Raw genomic sequence first — 23,386 nt, 5'->3', positions numbered from 1 at the left:
ATTATTTATATTCCATCGTCTTCTTTTTTCTTACGTCTCAATAAACTTGTTTAACCCTGCTCTATCCTTGCTCTACCAATGAATACTTTTTTTAGGGAAATCTATAATATAGCAGGTTTCTAATAAACACAAAAACAAGGATTCTATTTTTTTAGAAACTATCAAAACAGGAAGTTCTAATTCGATTGGGGATTTATCTGAAGGTAATTTAGTTGTTTCAATTCCTTATAAATCAAAAGATGAAATTGGTAGATTATCAAATACATTTAATCATATGATTAGTAATCTCCGAGAATTGATTGACAAGTCTCATCAAACGGCATCACAAGTAACAAGCTACTCAGATCAATTAAATACAATAGCAAGTGAAAATAGTAAAGCGATTGAACAAATTTCATTTTCTATACAAGAAATCGCATCAGGAGCAGAAGAGCAAACACAAAGTACAACGGTATTAGTACGTTCAGCAAACGAAATTTCAGAAGGCATGAAACAATCTGCTTCTTCTATTCAAGTTGTTGCCAATACATCTAATTCTACGAGTGAAAAGGCTGAGTCTGGTTTTGAAATGGTTAGCAGTACAATGAACCAAATGAATGAAATTCAAAAGGCGGTTGGATCAATTGCTGAAGTAGTTCAATCGCTTGAAAATAAATCTGAAAAAATTGTAGAGATTGTAGAAATCATTACTCAAATTGCAAAACAAACAAACTTGTTAGCTCTGAATGCTTCGATAGAGGCCGCAAGAGCAGGTGAACATGGCAAAGGCTTTGCTATAGTAGCAGAAGAAGTAAGAAAATTAGCAGAACAATCAACGAGTGCTGGAGAAAATATACGAGGAATCATTGATGATATTCAACAAGAAACAAATAGAGCTGTATTATCAATGGATCAAGGAAAAGAAATTGTGGAGAACGGTATCATCATTGTGAGTGAAACAGGTGAAAACTTTAAAGATATTTTACAAGATATTCAAGAAGTGTCTAAACAAGCACAAGAAGTATCTGTTATTGTTGAGCAGGTGAACCGAAGCTCAGAACAAATGGTAGACATGATAAAACAAGTCGCAGAAATAACTGAGCAAGCTTCAGCAAGTATTCAAACAGTAAGTGCATCAGTAGAAGAGCAAAATGCATCAATGGAAGAAGTATCAGCATTTGTCAGCGAATTAAGTAAAATCTCTCAAGATTTACAAAAAGACATCGGTCATTTTAAAATAGTGTAGTAATAATGAAAAATCCCAGATAATGGGGGTTTTTGGTAATATTGAATGAAAAGACATGTACTATAAGGAGATCCTTGTGAGAACTGCCCTTTTACCAGCTTTGGGGTGGTTCTTTTAGTATTGTCGATATTTCATTAGAGTTACAACTATAACTATAATGGATTTTTATGGTTATTTTTCAAAAAATCTATTGCCTAATTGAAATAAATCGTTGTATTATGACCACAGATAAATTTATATATATCTTGATATTTAAAGCTAATTTTACTTAGATTTTCAATTTCATACGTTTAACTGATGATTTTCCGAGGGGGGAGTATGCCATTTTTGGAAAAGAGGTTAGGTGTTTGTATTGATGTTTAAGTAAGATTAGCTTTTTTTGTTCCTTGAAAACTGAATAATTCACTTTTTGTTCATAGGTTAGTGGTTGTAACTATTACAATATTTTTGGGATTTACTTTTATTGAGAAATTTGGAAAAAATTGATTTAGCAATTGTTGACCCCGAACATCCAGGTAGATAATTATTAGGTGTTGAGTGTGATGGAGCAACGTATCATTCATCAAAATCAGCAAGGGATAGGGATAGATTAAGACAAGAAATATTAGAGAATTTAGGATGGAAAATATATAGAATTTGGTCGCAGGATTGGTTCAAATATAAAGCGAAAGAGATTGAGAAAATTAAGGGGTTTATTGGAAATTTAAGTTGAATGCAGTTAAGACTTTACACCTATGATAGATCAAAATACAAATTAAGTAGGTGAACAAATGGAGATTAAAAATGTAATATCGGCTATTAAAAATGGTTTTCCAAATAAGGCAATTGATTTATCAGAACGTCTTGAACTTTTTAAAAGAAACCATTAATGATACGATGGACAAAATCAATGATGAAGTAAGCCAATCCTACTCAAATAGAAACTTTGATCGAGTTCGTCATTTTGCAGAACTAGGCGAAGAAATCAATCGTTATGAACAAAAAATTGAGCAATTAATTGAATTATTAGAAGTAGATAGTTCGGATGACACCGTGGATGAAGAACTGCAAGAAGCTAATGAATCAACAACGCTCCCTAACTATTTAGCGTATTTTGTAGATACAAATGTTGAACATACACTATATGAAAATTTTACACATAAACGCCCTTTTCCGGGCTGCCCAGGGTACCTCAAAGTTGTATAACAGAAAATGCTATGGTTATAAAAATGATAGTGATGGAAGTCTAATCATTGATGATGCTGAAACTAAAAATGTTCAGCTGATATTTGACCTTTATCTTCAAGGTAAAAGTATTATAAGAATCATAGCAGAATTAGTAAAGCTTGAAATTAAATCGCCAAATGGAAAAGAAAAGTGGAGTAAGAGAACCATTGATGTTATGTTAAGCAATGAAAAATATATAGGAACAGTTCGGCTTTTAAATTCTGGGGAGCGTGAGGCACATTATGTCTCTGAAAATAATAATCCAGCTATTATTAAAGACGAGATATTTAAGACTGTAAAGATTGAAAAAAACTTGTCGTAGTAATGTGGTAAAGGGTGAAGATGGGAATTAGAGAAAAAGTAAGAAATATAGTTCAAAGGAGGAAAGAGGAAAATGAAAGAAAAAAACTCAAGAATGAAATACAAGGAGGAAAGGAGAAATACGGTTAATATAAGAACCTGGAATGTTGATTGGTTTAGAAACCGGAAAAGATCGGATTTGAAATGGAAATATGATGAAAAAGATTGCGATATTGATGCTTATAATAATATTGTAAAGGATATTAAAGATTTTTTAGACAGTAGAGAAAATGCAATTGTGTTTATGCAAGAAGTCCCCTATAAAATGAAACAAGACGTAAGATGGGTAGAGTGCGAATATTATAAGAAATTATATAACGATTTTCCAAGTGATGACTTTGAGATAGCTGAAAATATATCGAATTATTATATAACAAGATGTACTATTGCAATTTTCAAAAGAGATACATTTAGTAGAACTGGATTCTATAAGCCCTGTAATAACAGAACAATTGGTTTAAACCTTAATAATGAAATAACTTTATTGGGTGTGCATATGCCGACGAAATTCGAAAGAGGTGATCAAAATGATAATATGTGGTCAGAACTAATTGGGTATTCAGCTAATAAGAAAGCTAAAAAGGAAAAACTTATAATTGCAGGAGATTTTAATAGCTATATTGGATGTGAAAATAAAATAACAGAGGAAAGATTTATAGAGTTGTGTAGAGTTGCAAATGATATAGTCTCCGATGATACTCCAACTTATATTGGGCAAACACCAATTGACCATATATTTTTGAATTTTGATTCTAATCAAGATTATAAAGTACTTATTGAAAAAGATTGGAGCTGGAGTGATCATAAGTATGTACAAGTTAAGTTGAATTATTAAACTTTTTGAATTGATATTTTTCAAAAATGGTGTACCCCCTTGTGAATAAAGTATAGTAAGAGTGCTATAAGGAAAGTACTGAACCAATAAAATGGCGGTGATTATTATGTTATCGCAACAAAAAATTCTTAATGAACTTTCTAAAAACTTGAAATTGTGGAAAGAATCGTATGGTGTTAAGCGTATTGCTTTGTTCGGCTCATATACACGTGATGAGCATAAGGATAAAAGTGATATCGATCTGTTAGTTGAATTTGATGAAAATGCTTTGACATTTGATAATTATATGGGTTTAAAACTTAATCTTGAAGATCTTTTTCAAAAACAAATAGATTTGGTCATTATCGATGATATTAAGCCAGCACTTAAACCAGCTATCTTAAGGAGTGCCAAGTATGCAGAGGGAGCCTAAAGTCATTTTAGAAGATATTTATTCCGCTGCGTTAAGAATTGAAACCTACACAGAAGGCTTGGTTCAAAATAAAATTCCCACCTTAAAGAAACAAATTCAAGAATTAATATAAAAAAGGCAGCCCACACTATTTGGTGAGCTGCCTTTTTTGGTAGAATGGAGAAAAAACATCCCCACTCTCACCCTTAAACACTTCTCTTAAATCCTAAATATCTTGTTCCTTGAAAGGTTAAAACCCCATGGTCTCCTTCTGCCAGTTGACCATATTCTGAGCCAGATAGCTGTAATTCTAGACGATCTCCGCTTTCAAATTCGAAAGTTGTAAAGTAGGTTGTTGTTGAACTGTGGCTATGATGGCTCTCATGATGATGCGTATGTCCACTAACATTTGTGCGTTTTATTTTTACTAGAGCTGGTACAGATAATCGTGGTGATTGCTCATTTACTCTCCATTGCTTAACACCTTTAAAAAGGGAAAATAAAATGGTTCCGATTACAATAATAAATACAATTCCGATAAAAATAGGAGCGAAGCTAAATAAAAAATCTCCAGCGGGATCATGAAACATCTCTCATTACCTCCAAATTCTACTTTGTTATAACTCATTATACGAAAAAAGAACATGGAAGGTTTCGGTCCTAAAGGTACTAAAAATTCCAAGGAACATAGGGGAGAATTAAACGAACAGGGAAAGGCTGCTTTTCGATTTATGAGAATTCCTATGCTATCATAGGTATCCATATACATTCGTTTAAACAACCAAGGAATACGACCGAATGGTATCTGCAAAGGCACAAGACAGAGGTATCAAATGACAACAACAAAAACCTACATCAATGAATGGCAACAAGCGCTGCAACAAGAGATCAATTACTTGAAAAAGTTTGGCGGAAGCCGTTATATGGTCACCAATGGACGGCTCTTATCAAGTGATGGCGGGTATAGCTATTATTTTGATACAGCTAACGTTTTAAGAATCCCTGTTGGTTCCACAATTAAATTGGAATGGGGCACGATGCAAAGTAGTGGAAGAGTGCTTTCTTCTGAGGGAAGAGGCGTAATCCTTTTACTAGAGAAAAGCTTTGGAGACCTCATTTCGGAGGCATTTTTACTTCACGATCCTTGGGAACTTCTTGAGCAATTAATCGAGAGGTTGGATGACATTAAAAAGAACAAACAAAAACGGCTTCGAGTGAAAAGATTAATGAATCCTTCCCTGGAAACGAAGCATCCAAAAGTAAAGATAAAGAGTAATGTCCATGAATTGGTCTTGCGCTCCAAATACAATCCAGTCACATTCGTCTGGGGACCACCGGGTACGGGAAAAACCTATACCTTGGCGAGAACAGCAGCCAACAAATATATTCAGCAGAAAAAAGTGTTAATTCTCTCACATAGCAACCAAGCTGTTGATGTGTTGATGGGGGAAGTGACGGAATTTATTAAAAAGAAAAACCGATTCCGAGAAGGGGATGTGCTCCGGTTTGGTGGGAACGCCGGAGGCACGCTGAAAACCCATCAAGAAATCACGACCGCTCAGCTGATGGAGAAAAAGGACCCACTCCTTGCCCAAGATCGAGAGAGGCTAATAGTAGAACGGCGCAATTTAAAGAAAGATTTAGCCAGTTCTTTTAACAAACGAGATTCGGAGCATCTTTTGGAAATTGAAACACAGATTGCAAAGGTATTGGAAAAGGTTCGGAGGAAGGAAATCGAGTTCATAAAAGATGCTTTCGTTGTCGGGACGACACTGGCAAAGGCGGCAAGTGATAGTGCTATTTATGACCAAGATTTTGACATTGTCATTCTCGATGAAGCGAGCATGGCCTATGTTCCACAGGCGGCATTTGCAGCTACGATGGGGAAGCGGGTTATTATTTGTGGGGATTTTAAGCAATTGCCTCCGATTGCGTCAAGTCGGGCTCCGCTTGTGGAACAATGGCTGAAAGAGGATGTGTTTCACCAGTCAGGAGTGGTCGAATCATTGAATGAAGGAAAACTTCACCCACAGCTTCTTTTGCTAAAAGAACAGCGGAGAATGCATCCTGATATTTCGGCTTTTACTAATCGGTATATCTATCATTCCTTAGTTGGAGATCACGAAAGCGTCTATAAAAGTAGAAACGAAATCGTAAGCCGATCCCCTTTTAAAAAGCAAGCGGCAGTGCTAGTAGATACAAGTTTCACGGGATTGCATTGTATCGCTGATCAAGCGACTAACTCAAGATTCAATCTTTGGCAACTGCTTTTATCATTTCAGTTGATCCATGAAGCATACATGGGTGGGACGAAATCGATTGGATATGTGACACCATACCGTGCTCAGGCAAATCTGATGGAACTGCTTCTTGAAGAAATTTATGAGGATGTACGTACTCAAGTGGATATTATCGCCGCAACTGTCCACCGATTTCAAGGAAGTGAACGGGATGTGATGATCTTTGATACAGTCGATAGTGACCCGCAAGAGCGTGCAGGGATGCTTTTGACCAGTAAGGACAGTGAACGTCTGTTGAATGTCGCGATTACTCGAACTAGAGGGAAATTTGTCCACGTCAGCAACAAACATTTTATTGAAAAGCGAATTTTTCAAGGAAAAACACTAAGAAAACTCGTTGACCACCAGGTCTGGAACAATCAATCCGTCACGACAAAAGAAATTGGAACATGGATACGACACCAGCACACTAAATTAAAATGGATACATGCGTTAAAACTGGAAGCTGTTTTTCACGACGTAAAATCGGCAAGATCATCCATTATGATCTCATTGCCTGAAGGAACCGTGTTATCTGAAGAATGGATGAAGCAGTTAGGTAACAGAGGAGAACGGGTAAAATGGACCCTCGTTTCAGAGCAAATGTGCGGAAACCCCGATACTTGGCTGGACAATGGGTTCCCGTTCCCATTTGTCATGATTGACGAGAAAGTTTTGTGGCTAGGACTGCCACTTGAAGGGGCTAAAGGCATTCGCCCTCCGTATGTTGCGGCTAGACTCAGTTCGAGTAAAGTGTGTGAATACTTGTTGAAACAGAGAAAATAGGGTGAGGCGAGAGTGATAAAGCTAGAAGAGAAAAGCCGGACTTTATCCAATTGAATGAAGTCTGGCTTTTCTCTGGTTTTTGTATGCAACAACATCTCTAACTTGGACTTTGCATGATGTATTTACAATATACCTTGTCATTAACCTTGATAACCCAATACCCAAGCAATCCCCCAAAGGTGTTTAATATGAGGTCATCGACATCAAAAATTCCGACAGAGAATAAGACCTGTAAACATTCCAAACATAAGCTGAAACAGAAAGTTCCGGCTAATACTCTTATGAAGGACATTTTAGACAACAATACTAGAAAGATTCCAAATGGGATGAACGCTACGATGTTCCCAACCAAATTACTTAAATCATGCCACCCCGATAGACGCTCAATATTAATGAATATCGTTTCAAACGGGGTAAGATTGCCTCTTTGTAATTGGTAGAGGAGATTTTCAGGGTTGCCAAGATTCTGCTGAAGTTGATACATGAGAAAATCCATATCTCTCCAGTGAAACTTAAATAGAATGATTCTAAGCATTGTGTATATATAAAAGATAAATAGTGTTAGTACAATTATTCTGCGCATTAATTTTGTTTTTTTCATTTTGCCGCATTCCCTTCTTTTAGTTTCGAATGTGTGGATCAAGGAAACACGGTTACGATTACACCATCCATATTATTGCCTGAAATCGTATAACGTACATTGGCCGGCATATGGATAGTTGTATTTTTAGTAACAGGATAATAAGAAATCTCATATTTTTCGCTATTTACACTAGCAGAAATGGTTTTTTCTTCTTTTAGGTAGTCGAGATACTCTTCTAAAACGAAATTCTTTTCTTTCATAATCGCGCTATGAGGGAATCCAACATAACGGATGTGCCATGGTTCATATTGAATTCCAGTTATGTCCGTTTTATCTTCAGGATACCGTAAAATGAACCCATACTTCCATGCGTTTTCTTCTATCCACTTTCCTTCGGGTGCATCAGCCATCTTCATTTGTGTAGAGCCTACATCAAGCGATAAGCCGAGATTGTGCTCGCTATAGCCAGGTGGCAAGGCATAGGCAGCTCCCATATCTTGATAAAGGACATTTTGTTTTTCAAAGTCTCGAAAGCCGCTTGTGATGGCGAAATCGTGAAGACCATTTTTTTCTGCAGCAGCAACCATCTCTGAGAATTTACGGGCAATATCCTCTGATAAATAAATGTCAGTGCCTAACAACAGATAACCTTCTGCTAAATCACCGTTGGCAGATAAATTGATAATATCTGATTTAATACTCTCTTGGTGAACGGGATATTCACTGTTAACTAAAAGCAGATCTCCTTGATAGATTTGGTCTTCTGAAATTTCAATTTGCTCGGCATTTCCAGAAATCCTTCCACCTTCTGTGAAACGATCGTTTTGTAAATTTACCTTTGGTTCAGACAAAGGGTCCATCTTTACGAAAGTGAACCCTAAAATCAATAATAAGAATAATAAAAAGCCCCACTTCTTCATTTATCCGTTTCCTCCTTCATTACTTATAAGTAAGTGTAGGGAAAACTGTTTAAAAAAAGAGTGGGGTAAAATTTAAATTTTTCTTAAATCCTGTCCTAGGAAGGATCAATTTTTTCAATATCCTGTGGCAAGCGCACTTCAAAAATGGTCCGGATAATACTACTTTCGGCAGTAATGGTTCCGTTATGCTGCTCCACAATATTCTTGGCAATGAACAAGCCAATCCCGGTACCGCCACCCTGATAAGTCCGTGCTTTGTCGCCGGTATAAAACATATCAAAGAGATGGGGGAGCTCATTCTCAGGAATGGGATCTCCATAATTCACAATCTGAACAACTACTGTCCCAGAATCCATAAAGCCGTTAATATCAACAAACTGGCCATCGTTCCCATAGCGATTCGAATTGGTAAGCAGATTTTCAAACACACGTGCTAGTAACTCTCCATCACCCCAAATAGGCAGATGCGGAACCAGATTCATTCGAGCGATCAAATCATTTTTCTCGAAGACCGGATATAATTCTTCCGTTAATTGATGAAGGAGGTCACTTAAATTGATATGATTTTTTTTAATTGGCAATATGCCATAATTCATGCGCGTGATTTCGAATAATTCATCAATCAGTCTTTCTAAACGCTGAGATTTAGTAAAAGCAATCGTTAAAAAATGTTTGATTTGCTCTTGCGACAAATTCTCATCCTTTATGATTAAATCTAAATAACCTAAAACAGAGGTGAGCGGTGTTCGGAGATCATGAGCTAAATTTACAACGAGCTGATCTTTACTACTTTCCGAAAAATCTCCTCTTTCGATCGCTTGTTGTAATTGTTCACTTGCAAGATTAATATCATGAGCAATATGTTCAAATTCATCATTTGATTTGATTTGAACTTGATAGGAGAAATCCCCATGAGCAAGATAGCGAATCCCAGTGGAAATCTCTTTGAAATAGATTGAATATTGCTTCGTAAGTAAATAAAAAAACAAAAAAGAAAGCGGAATAAAAATTAGTAAAAAGACTCTAGTATCGCCCATATCTTTCAAAATTTGACGATAAAAAAACAGGGTTTCACCGAATTGGACAGATGTATGATAATAAAGCTGTAACCCTTTATAGATTAAGTAAGTGATCACACCAGCCATAAGCATACTTAAACCAAATAATAAGATGATTCTAGAGCGAAAACTTCGTAATATTTTACTCATTGAATGTATACCCCACGCCCCATACGGTTTTGATAAATTTATTCTTCCGTTTATCTTCTTCAAGTTTTTTCCGTAATGTGCGTATATGGACCATTACGGTATTCGCACCTTCGTAGTATGCATCGCCCCACACCTGTTGAAAAATCGTTTCCACACTAAAAACTTTCCCTGGGTGACGGGCTAGTAAATACAAAATCTCAAACTCTTTAGGCGTCATCTTGATTTCTTTACCATATAGAGTCACTTTCCGTTGAGCAGGAGAAATAATTAAGCCTCCATTTTCGAGGATGGCTGTTTCTGTTTTAGGTTGATTTAATTTCATAAAACGTCGGAGTTGAGCATTGACACGAGCCACCAATTCTATTGGGGCGAATGGTTTCGTCATATAATCATCTGCACCAATGACCAGACCCTGTACTTTATCGAAATCAGATGTTTTAGCACTCAAAAAGATGATAGGCATATTATGCTGTTCCCGAATACGACGGGTGACTTCATATCCATCCATTTTCGGCATCATGATATCCAAAATCAGCAAATCAATGACCTGAGTCTCGACCAAATCAACAGCCTCTTGTCCATCGGAAGCTTTAACACAACCGTATCCTTCTTTTTCTAAATGGATAGCAATCAGATTAGCAATTTCCTCCTCATCATCCGCTATTAAAATTGTTAAACGTTTCATTTCGTTCACTCCTATGTAAAGCGATATTCACTTAATATCTGTTAAGTCTTACTAAGCTGAATCCAACAAATTATTTTCATCATTACTTTTCGTGGCAGCAAATTGAATCATATAGGTCTATTATTTTTCAAGATTGTATTAAAAGAAATCATTATGTTCTTTATTCTATAACAATACCCTCTGGATAAATGATATACAAATGGATATAACGGCAATGAGCTCCCTCTGTCAAAAAAATATATCCCCTCAAGTGTAAATGAAATTTCTTAAAAAAATGGTGAGAGAATTCTTAAATTTTTCTTAAGGTACCATTTTTTCCGTATGAATCTCTAGATAACGGGTGGCAGTTGATTAGGTACAACTTAACAAGGTGTTATAATTGACGCAGAGTATACATCCATAGTATGATTTCTATACAGTCTTAAAGATAGGATTGTACACATGTTAAATACTCCAAAGGGGAGTAGCTAACAGTTATGTCGTCATTACGTGATCATGTGATCACCGGCTTAACTGGCAACGAAAGTTGTTTGCGAGACCTTTGCCATTCGGTAAAGGTAATATAAATCTGAGTTCAAGACCTTTACCACTCATATGGTGAAGGTCTTTTTGTTTTTTATTCGGAAAAGTTTATGCAAAAAAGAGGAGAAGTCATTTTTAATGGACAGTGATGATCATAGGAGATTATCTTTGTTAGTAACATTTATTTTCACAATCAAATTATTCATCGTTAGCATTATTACTCTCGAAACACACTACCCACCGAGAAGTATCGCTATTCAATCTATAGTGACGACACAACTTCAACAGCAGCATAAGTGAAACGTAATTAAAATTGGATGAACTAATAAACTATTGTAACGAATCATTTATAAAGTAACAATGATTTTCACGGATTGAAAAAGCTCTGAATGCGCTCATTAATCATAAATTTAGAGGTGGGAATATGAAGAATTATAACGTTGAGAACGTAATAAAGGATATTCAAGTACTTTCTTCAAAGAATAATAACCCAGTCACTGTAAAAGGTGATTCCGACTTATTAAAATGTGTCGGCGTCGGGACAGATGCAGCAGTATTCCATATCGAAGGGGACACACAATATGTGTATAAGGTATTTAGTGAGAATAAGATAGAAACAATGGAAAGGGAGAAGCAAGTATATGAACGGCTCGGTGAATCTGTCTATTTTCCGATTTATTATGGAGCAGGCAGTAATTTTCTCATTTTAAGCTATGAAAAAGGGGTTACTCTTCACGATTGCCTATTAAAAGGAATTCATATCCCAAGACAAGTAATCATGGATGTGGAAGAAGCTCGTGCATATGCCATATCAAAAGGGTTGAACCCAAGAGATATTCATTTGAAAAATATTCTTTTACACGAAGGAAGAGGAAAGCTTCTGGATGTTTCGGAATACCTAAAGGAAGGAAATGACCATCGTTGGACCTATTTGAAAAAGGGTTATGAGGAGTACTATGATTTAATAGATGGAAAAGAAGTCCCTTTATGGCTCATCGATACGGTGAGAAAATGGTATAACCAGAAGCAGGACAGCCAGTTTGATTTTCAAGAATTTGTTCAAAAGCTGATAAGATTATTTCGAATAAGAGATTCCAAGGGAGAGTAGAGGATGGAAACAAAAGATCAACTGCTGAAAGAATTAGAGACCATACAAAAGTGGGAAGATGAACAAAAGGGCCAATGGTTTTGGGAGAAGCTAGGTCGTCTCCCTTTTAAACTCCTTGATCGCCTTACCCCACAGTTTATACACAAAAAAATCGGACAAACCTTGGACGAAATGGGTAGCTATTTACAGACAGGCGGACGTTATTTAACGAATGAAAAGGTCATTTTTAAAAAGTTTGTACAGAAAACAGGCGTTGAAGAGATCTCATTAGAAACGATTTCAGAGTTACCGATACACTTAATGGATGAAGTGAGTGAAGAATTGATTCATTCGAGAAAAAATATCGCCATGACACAAGGAGCGACCACTGGAATAGGTGGAATTTTTACACTGTCGATTGATATTCCGTTACTTCTTGGGATGTCATTAAAAACTCTCCAGGAAATTGCTGTAGCGTATGGCTATGACCCAAATGATAAAAAGGAACGTATTTTCATCGTGAAGTGTCTACAATTTGCTTCCTCAGACATTGTTGGAAAACAAGCAGTGTTAAAGGAGCTTTCAGCCTATTCAGATCCCGAAGTGGAAACGATGGACGAAACCCTTTCACAAGTTCAAGGCTGGAGAGAAGTCATCATGGCATACCGAGATAACTTTGGCTGGAAAAAGCTATTTCAGATGATTCCGATTGCAGGTATGATCTTCGGTTCTTTTATTAATAAATCGATGATTCATGATATAGGAGAAACAGGAAAGATGCTGTATAAGAAACGCCGAGTTATGGAAAAGCTTCAGAAATAAACACTTATGAAAGAGAATTTTTAGAGTGAACTACCAAAAATATTTTTTGTACTCGGAGTAGGCGAACTAAGAAATAAATTGATAAGCACAAAGACAATCAATAAAGGATGAGACATGTTTGGAGAAACATCATATAGATTTACGTACGAAATAGTATTATTGTCCTAACATCATTTTTTTAATAGGGGGAGTGTGTAACCATTACTAGCAAATATCGTCTATAGTAGAAATGGAAAGTGGTGGAGGGTATTAAATGTTATCAAATAAAGGTAACGTTCTTTTATTTACAGTGATTTTTTCAATCGTTCTTTCCTTAGTTGGATGCAATCAAAATGAATCCATTCAAGCAAAGAGTAAAGAAGAAAACAACAATATTCATATGGTAAAACTAGATGGAATAACTATTTTAAGCGCGACCATCTCAAGAGTTGGGGAGAGTATGTTAGATGTCGAGAAACCGCACATAACCTATAGTCAAGAAAATACCAAAGAACTTCAAACTTTTGTAGATGCAATAAGGAGAGCTGAAAAAATAAATGGAATTGTAGATGTTATGGCACCTGAGTATCTTCTAACATTTACTTTCGAAAATGAAACAAGTTCGAAGTATTCATTGTGGCTAGGTATGGATGGAGGTTCAATTATGGATGAAAAGGATACACATACACTATACACTCTTCCCAAAGGTTTAATAAATGATTTATACAAAATTGTTAAGTGAAGAAGTAAATATAAATCTTCAACCGTACTATTAATACTTTTTGGCGAAAATATGGCTAAATCACAAAATAAACAGCCCAATTTATATGTCAATTGGGCTGAAAACTATCCCTATCTTAATTATACACTGATTGTATCTGTTTCCTGACTATTGAAAGCTTGATAATCAATTGTTTTGGCAATTGGGCTTTTGTGATTAATCCACATTTCAACTAATTCCACACCGTCGATTAAATCAATGTTTAAACCTTCGGCATATGTACGAGCATTATCATTAAATCCAGCTGTCGAAACAACATAGCCTTTTGAAGCGTTTTGTTTGACCATATTAGAATGAAGAATGGCAATTGGTTGGTATCCAAGATCTTCACGTTCACATTTTACCTGCCCCAAGACCTTCCCCTCTCCTATTCCGTGCTCAATATCTACGCCGAAGTCACCGGTAGGCTTGGTTACAAAGTGCTCAAACCCATATTTGTTTTTTAACACATCAGCAACGAAGTGTTCAAACTCTAGGGGGTTGCTTTTTAAAAATGTGGAAGAATATTTTTTATTATCGATTTCTTTACAAAATCTTTGATAGAGCCCTAACGCAATCGTTTTTTTGAATTCATCTGTCACAATAATTTGTCTAGAGTACTCTTCTCTTGTAAAACTACGTCCTTTTCTCCATTGAAAGATTAATAACCCTATTAAAACAGCAATGATCATATATTCCATGTATTTCGCCTCCGTTATAAGGATTATCTGTTCACTTCAAAAATAAACTCTATTTAATAAATATTTATGCGAGGCGGCTCTTATTTTTTGGAGACTAAATAAAAAATAGGTAACATAGAATCTAAATGATGTATTGCTAACTATCAATGAAAGAAAAATATGAAAATTGTTGAAAGTTCTAATTTATGATTAATGTGTGAGGTACTAACTACGAAGTTCTTGTTGATGTGGGTAGAAATGTATTTTTTTAATTAATTCTTGCAACCGTTTTTGTCACAAGTTATTCTAGAACCAACATTAACCCAATGATCAGCGTGTTCTTTAGTATTAAATCCACAACCAGTTTTTCCACCTTTTGATCCACTGTGTACAATTCCAGTTGGTATATGTTTAACCGCCATCCTATTTCACCTCCTATAGTCAAGAGCATATTTAGATAATATTCTACATAAATCGTCATATTCCTTTTGAAAATAAAAACCAACATAGTGGAGATTCTAGTATGAGTTAAACTAAATCTATTCTATTAAGCTTTCATCAAATGACAACTTAAAATATCTCAATGAACTTAGCATAGGCATCCTTTACTCGATCTAGGATGTGTTAGAATGTAAATAACGATATCGGGTTTAAGGAGTGGGTGTTGTGAATCTTTATCGGAAGGGCTATGTTTCAGTAGATGAGTACTTTAAAATCCGCGAGAGTAGTGAAGATATATTAGAGTATATTGATGGTACTGTGTATATGTCGCCATCACCATCAACTAGGCATCAACGTATATCAAGTAGACTTCATATCAAATTAGGTCATTTTCTTGAAGGGACAGATTGTGAGGTATTTCATGCACCCTTTGATATTGAATTAAAAAATGATGCAATAGAAGGAGCAAAAATTGTCATCCCAGATATTAGTGTAATTTGCGATAAAAGTGGATTCACCGACCAACGATATATAGGAGTTCCTGATTTAATCGTTGAAATCCTTAGCCCATCAAATCAATCCCACGACTTAATTACAAAATTAAATATATATATGAATTACCAAGTAAAAGAATACTGGATCATTAATCCAATGCTAAATACAGTCACGGTATATTCATTAAACGGTGAAAAAATGTATGAACAGCATGATATGAAAACAAGTATAGGAATCGTATCTTCGAAGATTTTAGAAAGATTTCAAATCGATTTAGAGTATTTACTTTGTTAGTTGGAAAGTCAAGTGAGAATTTAGATTCTAGCTCCAAGTAGTGCAAGGGTTATAAGGTCCTTGTTAAATCAACAAAATTTCTGTATAATTTAGGTAATTAGTATGAAGTTTAAAAACGACTACCTGATGCCCCAACATCAAGTAGTCCAACATAATAGTCGGTCCCTTCAAGGGGCTGGCTACAGTGGTAGAAGTAACCCATCTGAGCGGCTAACTCAAGGATGGGTTATTTTTTATGGCTGAATGAGAGTATTGTTATGATTAATGCTGCGAATGTTACGGCATAGTGTTTCAAATACTGTCACAGGCATCACCCCTTTCCATAGGAGTGAGCCAACCATCCTTTCGTTACCAAACTATTACAAATAAATTATAGCACATACGTTCGTGTTTTTCGAAATGTTATTTAAAATCAAATTTGTTTTTCTTTAGTCGCCAAAATCCACGACCATTGACTCCGCCAATTCTGCTCTGATCTTTGTAATATGTCCTTCCATTAGTTCCTTCGCTCGATTGGCATTTCCAGAAGCGACAGCAAGGTAAATTTGCTTATGTTCTTCCAATGTATCTGCATAACGTGAGGGATCATGAAAGCGATGTTTCTGAGTTACCTTAATCGTGTCTTCCATATGCCCTTTGAGTGTATCAATTAACTCTATAAAAATAGAATTATGGGTGGCCTTGGCAATTCCAATATGAAAATCAAGGTCTGCTTTTAGCCCAAGTTCAGGATTCTTCTGGGCCAGAGTTAACTGATTCAAGGCTGTACGAAGCTTTTCTAGATCTGCTGAGGTAGCGCGCTTTGCTGCAAGGAAGGCAGATTCTACTTCTAATGCCCGTCTTAATTCGAGCATTTCAAAGACGAGCGGATTTTCAAATTTAACAGCAGTAATAAAATCTTCTTTTTTCGATTGGAAGTCAGTTACTTTTATGTAACTCCCGCCTCCTTGGCGAATTTCAATAAGCCCGTTCAGTTCCAATGTTCTTAGGGCCTCTCTTATGGTTGTGCGGCTGACATTAAAATGGCTTGCCAACTCTCTTTCTGAAGGTAGCCGTTCACCCGGTTTAAGATTTCCTGCCAAATAGTATTTTGTAATTTTATCTACTAAAACTAGGTAGGCCTTTTTCTTTTCAGACATGCATCGTTACCTCATTTCTAAATAAGCCTCAATAAACTGTTCTAAATGTATCAAACTTAAAATTGATTAAGCAAGACAATAATAAAATAAAATTATTGAATTTTTCTGATAAGTTAGTATAATTGATGTAACTTGTTAGACCAATTATACAATTGGTCTAACCAATTTTTTTCAGAAGAAAGAAGGAGCAGAGGATGGGAACAATTAGTGTGAATTTTGTAAACGCTTTAAAAGAGATTCTTTCTGAGGAGCAGGTATCAGTAAATCAGACAGTCAGAGAATTGCACGGCAGGGATGAATCATACCATGAGGAGAGTCTTCCTGATCTTGTTGTTTATCCAGAAACAACAAAGCAGGTTAGTGAAGTTGTTCAACTGGCAAATAACTTTAAGATTCCAGTCGTACCATTTGGTTTAGGTTCTAGTCTTGAAGGGCATGTCATTCCATATGAAAACGGAATTACGATTGATTTTTCACTAATGAATAAAATTTTAGAAGTACGTGAAAGTGATTTTCTTGTTAGGGTGCAGCCTGGAGTGACTCGTACGCAATTGAATAAAGAATTAAAAAAATATGGCCTCTTTTTCTCTGTCGATCCGGGAGCGGATGCAACGCTTGGTGGCATGGCGGCAACGAATGCCAGTGGAACAACTTCTGTCAAATATGGAGTAATGCGAGATCAAGTACGTGATCTCGAAGTAGTGTTAGCAGATGGAACGATTATTCATACAGGCAATCTAGCGGCTAAGTCGTCATCAGGTTACCATTTGAATGGCCTGTTCGTAGGTTCGGAAGGGACACTTGGTTGCTTTACAGAACTAACGTTAAAAGTATATGGAATTCCAGAACATATCATGGCGGCAAGAGCCTCTTTCCCAACATTAAACGATGCGGTCGAAGCGGTTGTTTCGATTTTGCAGGCAGGTGTTCCAATTGCCAGGGTGGAACTTGTTGATGAGACATCCATGAAACAAGTAAACGATTTTAGTGACACAAACTATAAGGAAAGTCCAACCCTCTTTTTGGAGTTTCACGGCAATGAAGCTGGCTTGAAGCAGGATGTTGCATTCACAAGAGAAATTGTCGAAGAACATCATTGTCTTGATATTGAATTCGAAACAGATACAGCAGCAAGAAATCGATTATGGGAGGCGCGACATAATCTTGCATATGCCTATATCCACAGCCATCCTGGAAAGAAAATGATGGTGACAGATGTCTGTCTTCCGATTTCAGAACTTTCCGATGCTATAAGCCATGCTAGGGAGGCGGTAGATTCGTTAGGACTTTATGGAGGCATCCTCGGCCATGTGGGGGATGGTAATTACCATGTTCTTCTGATGATTGATATGAACAACCCAGATGAGGTTGCGCGTGCTGAAAAATTCAATGAACAAATTGTCCTTTATGCCCTTGAACGAGGTGGAACTTGTACAGGAGAGCATGGAGTAGGAGTTGGAAAGCAGAAATATCAGCAACAAGAACACGGTCAAGCCCTTCAGGTTATGGAAAAAATTAAACAGGCGTTGGATCCAGACAATCTTTTTAATCCCAATAAAATTATAAAGACAAAAGAAAGAGTGTGATGTGATGAAGGTATTAGAAGCGGTTAGTACGATTGCAGGAAAATATTTTGCTGTTTGGGTCATCTTAATGTCCATTATTGCCTTCATGTTCCCAGACCCATTCTTGGGGTTAGGGGGCTATATCACGATCTTACTCGGGGTCGTCATGTTTGGAATGGGACTTACATTGAAGGCCGTCGATTTTAAAATTGTCTTGACGAAACCTCTACCTGTCTTAATCGGGGTATGTGCACAATACATTATCATGCCGCTTGTTGCTTTCGCCATTGCAAATCTGTTGAATCTTCCAGCAGAATTAGCAGCTGGTTTGGTGTTGCTTGGTTGTGTACCAGGAGGAACAGCTTCTAATGTGATGGTCTATCTGGCCAAGGGAAATGTGCCATTGTCGATAGCGATGACTTCCATTTCAACTTTATTGGCACCAATCATGACACCATTAATTCTCCTCTTACTGGCAGGCCAATGGATGCCGGTTGATGCGGTTTCAATGTTTATGTCAATTGTGCAGGTCATCATCGTTCCAATTGTTCTAGGGTTGCTAATTAAGAGGTTTTTCCCTGTTGCAGTGGAAAAAAGTCTACGGGTGTTACCACTTATTTCGGTAGCGGCAATTATCACAATTGTAGCCGCAGTCGTCTCAGGTAATTCAGGAACGATTGCCACATCCGGACTTCTCATCTTTACTGCGGTCATGCTGCATAATGGATTTGGACTCCTACTCGGCTATTTTGCAGGAAAAATGCTTAATCAGGATGAAGTCAATCGGCGAGCGATTGCCATTGAAGTTGGCATGCAGAACTCCGGTTTAGGCGTTGCACTCGCAACAGCACATTTTGGTCCATTAGCAGCACTTCCAAGCGTATTAGCTGCTGCATGGCACAACATCTCTGGTCCGATTCTTGCAACATATTGGTCGAAAAAACCGGTTGTTAGTAAGGAAGAAGAGCCGACAGATCGCCCGATTGGAGTAAATCTATAAATGTATGGATAACGTTTAATAATAAAGCTGAATATTGTGGGATAACAAGTTACCCACGGTGGAGAAATAAGAACCCATGCTTTTTGCACTTTTGATTTTGGAAAGTGTTAAGGAGTGTGGTTTTTTTTCTTTATGGCTATATTTCGGAGAAAAAGATTTCTGCCTCAAAATTACCTCTCAATTGATTCCATTTAATTCTGGAAATTTCCCCCACCCCAAAAATCTACTAGAACCAATTACCCACTCCATGCTAGAATAAACTGTCCAAAAGGAATTTAATAGATACTTACGAAATGGCAAACCTATTGAAAGATGGGGACGCAAAGCCACAGGCCTAAAGCGAAAGATGTTATGGCGGCTGGGTTACCGAATGAGCTGGTTTATGTTTATAAATCCACTTTTTTCGGGTGGATTTTTTTCTGTTTACAAGATAAGGAGAGTGGCAGTAGTGAAATTGGTGTTTAAGAGTACTTTAGTAATAAGCTTGTTAATTACGATATCGATGATCAGTATTTCTGCTTTTGGTTACCTCAAGGCAAAAGCATTTCTTTACGATCGGTTTGAAGCTCAAGCCTATGATCAGCTTGAGTCCGTGAAAGCGAATATTGATATTTGGATCAAGAGCAAAGAAGACGCAATGGAGTATATGGCTGAGGCGGATGGATTAAAAGAAGGGAATGTTGAGAAAGCAGACGCTTTAGGGATGAGAGTTGCCGAAAGAATGGATAACCCTGATGGCTTTGCCTTTATTGATGCAGCAGGGTTTTTATATTTGGGCGGAGCGAAAATTCCAGCTCATGATTTTCCACATTATTTAGGTGGGATGAATGAACATACACAAGCCTATGACCCAGTTCCTTCAGAAACGCCGAGTTTAAATGGTGCTCCTATCGTATTAACATCAACTCCTGTTTATGGCTATGACGGAGAGGTAGTTGGGGTCGCTTCTGGTGGTGCCCCCATTGAAAACCTGTTAAATATCATTTCTAACATTAAATTAGGAAAAAGTGGATATGTCACAGTCTTTACGAATGATGGCACCATTGTTGCTGGTCAAAATAAGGAAGATACTATTAATAAGAAGATAGCTGACTATGAAAATAGTGATTTAGACAAATTAGTTGAAAAAAGTATCAGTGGTGAAACAGATGTCATTGAAACGAAATTTAATGGTGAAAATAGTTTGATTTTCTACAGCAAAGCGAGTGAGATGGACTGGGGGATTATGGCTTCCGTTCCGACAAAAGAGGCATATGCTGATGCGTTTTCATTGTTGAATTATTTTATTATCATTACGATTGTTTTCATTGTTATAGGTGCAATCATTAGTTATGTCATTAACCGTAGAATGATCAAACCGATTAATGAGATAAATGAAAGAATCGCAGAATTGGCAAATAATAAGGGCGATTTGACGCAAAGATTAACGATTAAAAGAAAAGATGAAGTAGGGAATCTTGCAAACAACTTTAATTCCATGCTCGATAGTTTACAAGAACTAATGGGTGGAATTCTCCAAAAAGGAGAGGCTGTTTCAGAGAATACGACTGCCTTATCTGAAAGTGCAGAAGAAATGGTGCAACTATCAGGAGTGGTCACGAAAAACGTGCAAATGTCTGCAGAAATCACTGCAGAACAAGAAGAAGGTAACAAAAAGAATCTTGAATCGATTACAGTGATTACACAAAGTGTATCAGAAATTAAAGACCACTCTTCATTAGTATCTGAGAAAACAAAGAATGCGTACAAAGAAGTGGAAGAGGCGAATGAAGAGATTAAATCGTTGATTGGACAGATGTCTGAGATTCAGGAATCTGTACGACATTCATCCGATATTGTCAGGAGATTAGGAAGTCGTTCATCTGAGATTGGTAATATCGTGGAGATGATTACGGGTATTACTGAACAAACGAATTTACTTGCCTTAAATGCATCCATAGAAGCAGCAAGAGTTGGTGAACATGGAAAAGGATTCGCAGTAGTTGCGAATGAGGTTAAAAAACTAGCGGAGCAATCTGCTGGATCAGCGAAACAGATTTCAGAGCTTGTAAGTGAAATCCAATCCGAAACAACAAATGCCGTTGTGGAGATTGAATCTGGAACGAGCCAATTTGGAACAGGGATGGAAAGATTAAAAGAGGTGAATGAAAGTTTACAAAGCGTCTATCACTCAACGGAAGAGTCGACAAAAGAAGTTGATGAAATTTTCATAGAAATTGAAAACCTACTTTCGAAGGTAAAAGATGTGGAGCGTGTCATTCATGAAAATCTAAATAAATCTTCCGAGTCATCTATATATATTCGAGAAGTTGCTGCTTCATCAGAGGAGCAATTATCTTCAATAGAAGACATAACAGCTTCTATTGAAGAAGCCGCTCATTTTGCGAAAGAACTAAGAGAATTATTGAATCGATTTAAAATATAGAAGATGAAAAGCTGTGTTAAAAGGTCATCGATGACGATCTTTTGATACAGCTTATTTTTTGGCTCTATTTGCAAACATCGTTACTTTTAAATCGGAAATTTGGGGCATCATTAATATTGAATAACTTTATGTAAATTAAGTAATGAATGATTTGAACTTCATATTGACATTTAATATAGAGTATTTTATTCTATATATATGAACATATGGTCATATATAGAATGAAAGAGGTGATGATGATGAGTGACGAGCAGAAGTATGAAGAGAAGAGTAAAGAAGGGATACAGGATTTGGATGAGGAGACGTTATTTGTAGTCTCGCAAACATTCAAAGCTCTAAGTGACCCAACGAGAATTCGTATTTTGAACTTATTATGTACAGGGGAGCATTCCGTTAATGATATTGCGGAGACATTAAATTTAGGACAATCAACGGTCTCCCATCAATTACGGTTTTTGAAAAACCTAAGACTGGTTAAATACAGAAGAGCAGGAACAACTTTGTTTTATTCAGAAGATGATGATCACATCATGAATTTATTGAAGCAAGCAATTGAGCATGCTACACATCATTGATTAATTTTGGAGGAATTTAAAATGGGACATAATCATGGACATGACCATACACATGGTGCAAATAAAAAGACATTAATGATCAGTTTTATCATTATTACAGGTTATATGATTATTGAAGCGATTGGGGGTTTTATTACCAATAGCCTTGCATTATTATCTGATGCTGGACATATGTTAAGTGATTCCATCTCACTTGGGGTTGCTTTATTGGCATTTACTCTAGGGGAAAAGGTTGCTAACCATAGTAAAACATATGGGTATAAGCGATTTGAAATATTAGCAGCCGTTCTTAACGGAGTGACACTCGTATTAATTGCCATTTATATTTTTTATGAAGCCATTCAGCGTTTCCGAAATCCACCCGAAATTGCTTCAAGTGGAATGCTGATCATCGCTATAATTGGATTACTTGTAAATATACTTGTTGCTTGGATTATGATGCGCGGCGGAGATGTAGAGGAAAATTTAAATATGCGCGGAGCCTATTTGCATGTGATTAGCGATATGCTTGGTTCCATTGGTGCGATCGTTGCTGCATTACTGATTATGTTCTTCGATTGGGGATGGGCAGATCCATTGGCAAGTGTCATTGTAGCAGCACTAGTATTGCGTAGTGGTTATTATGTTACGAAGTCAGGACTGCACGTCTTGATGGAAGGTGCGCCACAAAATGTTGATGTTGACGATGTGATTAATACAATCAAAAATAAAACAGACATTCTTAGTGTTCATGATTTACATGTTTGGTCCATTACAAGCGGATTAAATGCATTATCTTGCCATGCCGTTGTTGATGAAAAAATGACTATTGCTGAAAGTGAACAATTGCTACACGAAATTGAACATGATCTTGAGCACAAAAACATTCACCATATGACGATTCAATTAGAGACAGCGGCCCATCTTCACGACAATTCAATATTGTGTAAAGTGAAAGCTGTTTCATCTGGACACCACCACCATCATCATGATCACTGATAAATTTTTATAAATGTACATTATGGAAAGAATTAATAGTAAATTTAGTGAACAAGGACAGTTGTTCAATCATGGAAAAATTATGTCAAAAGTATTGATTTTGTAGAGGAACATAGAGATTTTTTTGATTGGCTTAATAATAAGAG

General features: G+C 36.6%; 24 protein-coding genes, 2 pseudogenes and 1 riboswitch. Of the genes and pseudogenes, 18 read left to right on the top strand and 8 right to left on the bottom strand.

Translation table 11 applies throughout. The features are described from left to right. Positions 1-145 precede the first annotated feature (145 nt). From AA0X71_RS21270 to AA0X71_RS21235, 8 genes and pseudogenes are all read left to right on the top strand, one after another. Positions 146-283, top strand: a pseudogene (locus AA0X71_RS21270) (HAMP domain-containing protein); the annotation flags it as partial. A gap of 12 nt (positions 284-295) precedes the next feature. Then, complete coding sequence (locus AA0X71_RS21265) at positions 296-1,225, top strand: methyl-accepting chemotaxis protein (RefSeq protein WP_413357264.1); 930 nt, start codon at positions 296-298, stop codon at positions 1,223-1,225. Between the two features lie 535 nt (positions 1,226-1,760). Further along, positions 1,761-1,937 (top strand): annotated as a pseudogene (locus AA0X71_RS21260) (RAP domain-containing protein); the annotation flags it as partial. A gap of 92 nt (positions 1,938-2,029) precedes the next feature. Next, positions 2,030-2,410, top strand: a complete 381-nt coding sequence (locus AA0X71_RS21255) for a hypothetical protein (RefSeq protein ID WP_413357263.1) — start codon at positions 2,030-2,032, stop codon at positions 2,408-2,410. Next, the gene (locus AA0X71_RS21250; protein WP_413357262.1) at positions 2,403-2,753 is read left to right on the top strand and encodes a recombinase family protein; all 351 of its coding nucleotides are present in this window, start codon (positions 2,403-2,405) and stop codon (positions 2,751-2,753) included. Before AA0X71_RS21255 ends, AA0X71_RS21250 begins: the two co-directional genes overlap by 8 nt. A gap of 72 nt (positions 2,754-2,825) precedes the next feature. Further along, complete coding sequence (locus AA0X71_RS21245) at positions 2,826-3,626, top strand: endonuclease/exonuclease/phosphatase family protein (protein WP_413357261.1); 801 nt, start codon at positions 2,826-2,828, stop codon at positions 3,624-3,626. Positions 3,627-3,732: 106 nt separating this feature from the next. Further along, positions 3,733-4,038, top strand: a complete 306-nt coding sequence (locus tag AA0X71_RS21240; protein ID WP_413357260.1) for a nucleotidyltransferase family protein — start codon at positions 3,733-3,735, stop codon at positions 4,036-4,038. Continuing rightward, the gene (locus tag AA0X71_RS21235; protein WP_413357259.1) at positions 4,022-4,150 is read left to right on the top strand and encodes a hypothetical protein; all 129 of its coding nucleotides are present in this window, start codon (positions 4,022-4,024) and stop codon (positions 4,148-4,150) included. Before AA0X71_RS21240 ends, AA0X71_RS21235 begins: the two co-directional genes overlap by 17 nt. 73 nt (positions 4,151-4,223) lie before the next feature. Here AA0X71_RS21235 and AA0X71_RS21230 read toward each other — a convergent pair whose 3' ends face one another. After that, a complete protein-coding gene (locus tag AA0X71_RS21230; RefSeq protein ID WP_413357258.1) occupies positions 4,224-4,607 on the bottom strand; it encodes a DUF2500 domain-containing protein in 384 nt (127 codons plus the stop codon). Between the two features lie 243 nt (positions 4,608-4,850). Here AA0X71_RS21230 and AA0X71_RS21225 point away from each other — a divergent pair, with 243 nt between their 5' ends. Then, complete coding sequence (locus AA0X71_RS21225) at positions 4,851-7,082, top strand: DEAD/DEAH box helicase (RefSeq protein ID WP_413357257.1); 2,232 nt, start codon at positions 4,851-4,853, stop codon at positions 7,080-7,082. A gap of 97 nt (positions 7,083-7,179) precedes the next feature. Here the strand turns inward: AA0X71_RS21225 and AA0X71_RS21220 are convergent, their stop codons facing one another. From AA0X71_RS21220 to AA0X71_RS21205, 4 genes are all read right to left on the bottom strand, one after another. Continuing rightward, complete coding sequence (locus AA0X71_RS21220; RefSeq protein ID WP_413357256.1) at positions 7,180-7,683, bottom strand: VanZ family protein; 504 nt, start codon at positions 7,681-7,683, stop codon at positions 7,180-7,182. Positions 7,684-7,721: 38 nt separating this feature from the next. Continuing rightward, positions 7,722-8,585 (bottom strand): VanY-A/VanY-F/VanY-M family D-Ala-D-Ala carboxypeptidase, encoded by an 864-nt coding sequence (vanY, locus tag AA0X71_RS21215; RefSeq protein WP_413357255.1) that lies wholly within the window; start codon positions 8,583-8,585, stop codon positions 7,722-7,724. 95 nt (positions 8,586-8,680) lie between these two features. Further along, the gene (locus AA0X71_RS21210; protein WP_413357253.1) at positions 8,681-9,793 is read right to left on the bottom strand and encodes an ATP-binding protein; all 1,113 of its coding nucleotides are present in this window, start codon (positions 9,791-9,793) and stop codon (positions 8,681-8,683) included. Next, the gene (locus AA0X71_RS21205) at positions 9,786-10,478 is read right to left on the bottom strand and encodes a response regulator transcription factor (RefSeq protein WP_413357252.1); all 693 of its coding nucleotides are present in this window, start codon (positions 10,476-10,478) and stop codon (positions 9,786-9,788) included. The genes AA0X71_RS21210 and AA0X71_RS21205 overlap by 8 nt, the downstream gene beginning before the upstream one ends. Positions 10,479-11,424: 946 nt before the next feature. Here AA0X71_RS21205 and AA0X71_RS21200 point away from each other — a divergent pair. From AA0X71_RS21200 to AA0X71_RS21190, 3 genes are all read left to right on the top strand, one after another. Beyond that, on the top strand, positions 11,425-12,108 hold the full coding sequence (locus tag AA0X71_RS21200; RefSeq protein ID WP_413357251.1) for a serine/threonine protein kinase: 684 nt from the start codon (positions 11,425-11,427) through the stop codon (positions 12,106-12,108). 3 nt (positions 12,109-12,111) lie between these two features. Next, positions 12,112-12,909 (top strand): EcsC family protein, encoded by a 798-nt coding sequence (locus AA0X71_RS21195; protein ID WP_413357250.1) that lies wholly within the window; start codon positions 12,112-12,114, stop codon positions 12,907-12,909. 253 nt (positions 12,910-13,162) lie between these two features. Further along, complete coding sequence (locus AA0X71_RS21190; protein WP_413357249.1) at positions 13,163-13,630, top strand: hypothetical protein; 468 nt, start codon at positions 13,163-13,165, stop codon at positions 13,628-13,630. 119 nt (positions 13,631-13,749) lie between these two features. On the opposite strand, the gene AA0X71_RS21185 is transcribed toward AA0X71_RS21190, so the two are convergent. Further along, positions 13,750-14,349 (bottom strand): restriction endonuclease, encoded by a 600-nt coding sequence (locus AA0X71_RS21185; RefSeq protein ID WP_413357248.1) that lies wholly within the window; start codon positions 14,347-14,349, stop codon positions 13,750-13,752. A gap of 251 nt (positions 14,350-14,600) precedes the next feature. Continuing rightward, positions 14,601-14,750 carry a hypothetical protein gene (locus tag AA0X71_RS21180; protein WP_413357247.1) on the bottom strand — a complete coding sequence of 50 codons (150 nt, stop codon included), beginning with the start codon at positions 14,748-14,750 and terminating at the stop codon, positions 14,601-14,603. Between the two features lie 244 nt (positions 14,751-14,994). On the opposite strand from AA0X71_RS21180, the gene AA0X71_RS21175 reads away from it, so the two are divergent. Further along, entirely contained in the window at positions 14,995-15,558 is a 564-nt protein-coding gene (locus AA0X71_RS21175) for a Uma2 family endonuclease (RefSeq protein WP_413357246.1), read from the top strand. A 428-nt stretch (positions 15,559-15,986) separates the two neighbouring features. On the opposite strand, the gene AA0X71_RS21170 is transcribed toward AA0X71_RS21175, so the two are convergent. Next, entirely contained in the window at positions 15,987-16,697 is a 711-nt protein-coding gene (locus AA0X71_RS21170; RefSeq protein ID WP_413357245.1) for a FadR/GntR family transcriptional regulator, read from the bottom strand. 194 nt (positions 16,698-16,891) lie between these two features. Between AA0X71_RS21170 and AA0X71_RS21165 the strand changes: the two genes are divergently transcribed. The 5 genes from AA0X71_RS21165 to AA0X71_RS21145 all read left to right on the top strand — a co-directional run bounded on the left by AA0X71_RS21165 (position 16,892) and on the right by AA0X71_RS21145 (position 23,240). Beyond that, complete coding sequence (locus AA0X71_RS21165; RefSeq protein WP_413357244.1) at positions 16,892-18,283, top strand: FAD-binding oxidoreductase; 1,392 nt, start codon at positions 16,892-16,894, stop codon at positions 18,281-18,283. Positions 18,284-18,287: 4 nt separating this feature from the next. Beyond that, positions 18,288-19,262, top strand: a complete 975-nt coding sequence (locus tag AA0X71_RS21160) for a bile acid:sodium symporter family protein (protein WP_413357243.1) — start codon at positions 18,288-18,290, stop codon at positions 19,260-19,262. Between the two features lie 285 nt (positions 19,263-19,547). Then, positions 19,548-19,633, top strand: a riboswitch (cyclic di-GMP riboswitch). A gap of 77 nt (positions 19,634-19,710) precedes the next feature. Beyond that, positions 19,711-21,687 carry a methyl-accepting chemotaxis protein gene (locus tag AA0X71_RS21155; protein ID WP_413357242.1) on the top strand — a complete coding sequence of 659 codons (1,977 nt, stop codon included), beginning with the start codon at positions 19,711-19,713 and terminating at the stop codon, positions 21,685-21,687. Between the two features lie 239 nt (positions 21,688-21,926). After that, positions 21,927-22,262 carry an ArsR/SmtB family transcription factor gene (locus AA0X71_RS21150; RefSeq protein WP_413357241.1) on the top strand — a complete coding sequence of 112 codons (336 nt, stop codon included), beginning with the start codon at positions 21,927-21,929 and terminating at the stop codon, positions 22,260-22,262. 21 nt (positions 22,263-22,283) lie between these two features. Then, positions 22,284-23,240: a cation diffusion facilitator family transporter gene (locus tag AA0X71_RS21145; RefSeq protein ID WP_413357240.1), complete on the top strand. Its 957-nt coding sequence runs from the start codon at positions 22,284-22,286 to the stop codon at positions 23,238-23,240. Positions 23,241-23,386: the final 146 nt, after the last annotated feature.

Source organism: Robertmurraya phoenicis, from assembly GCF_047302285.1.
In the GTDB taxonomy this organism is placed as follows: Bacteria; Bacillota; Bacilli; order Bacillales; family Cytobacillaceae; genus Robertmurraya.
This window is presented reverse-complemented; position numbering and strand designations above follow the sequence as displayed.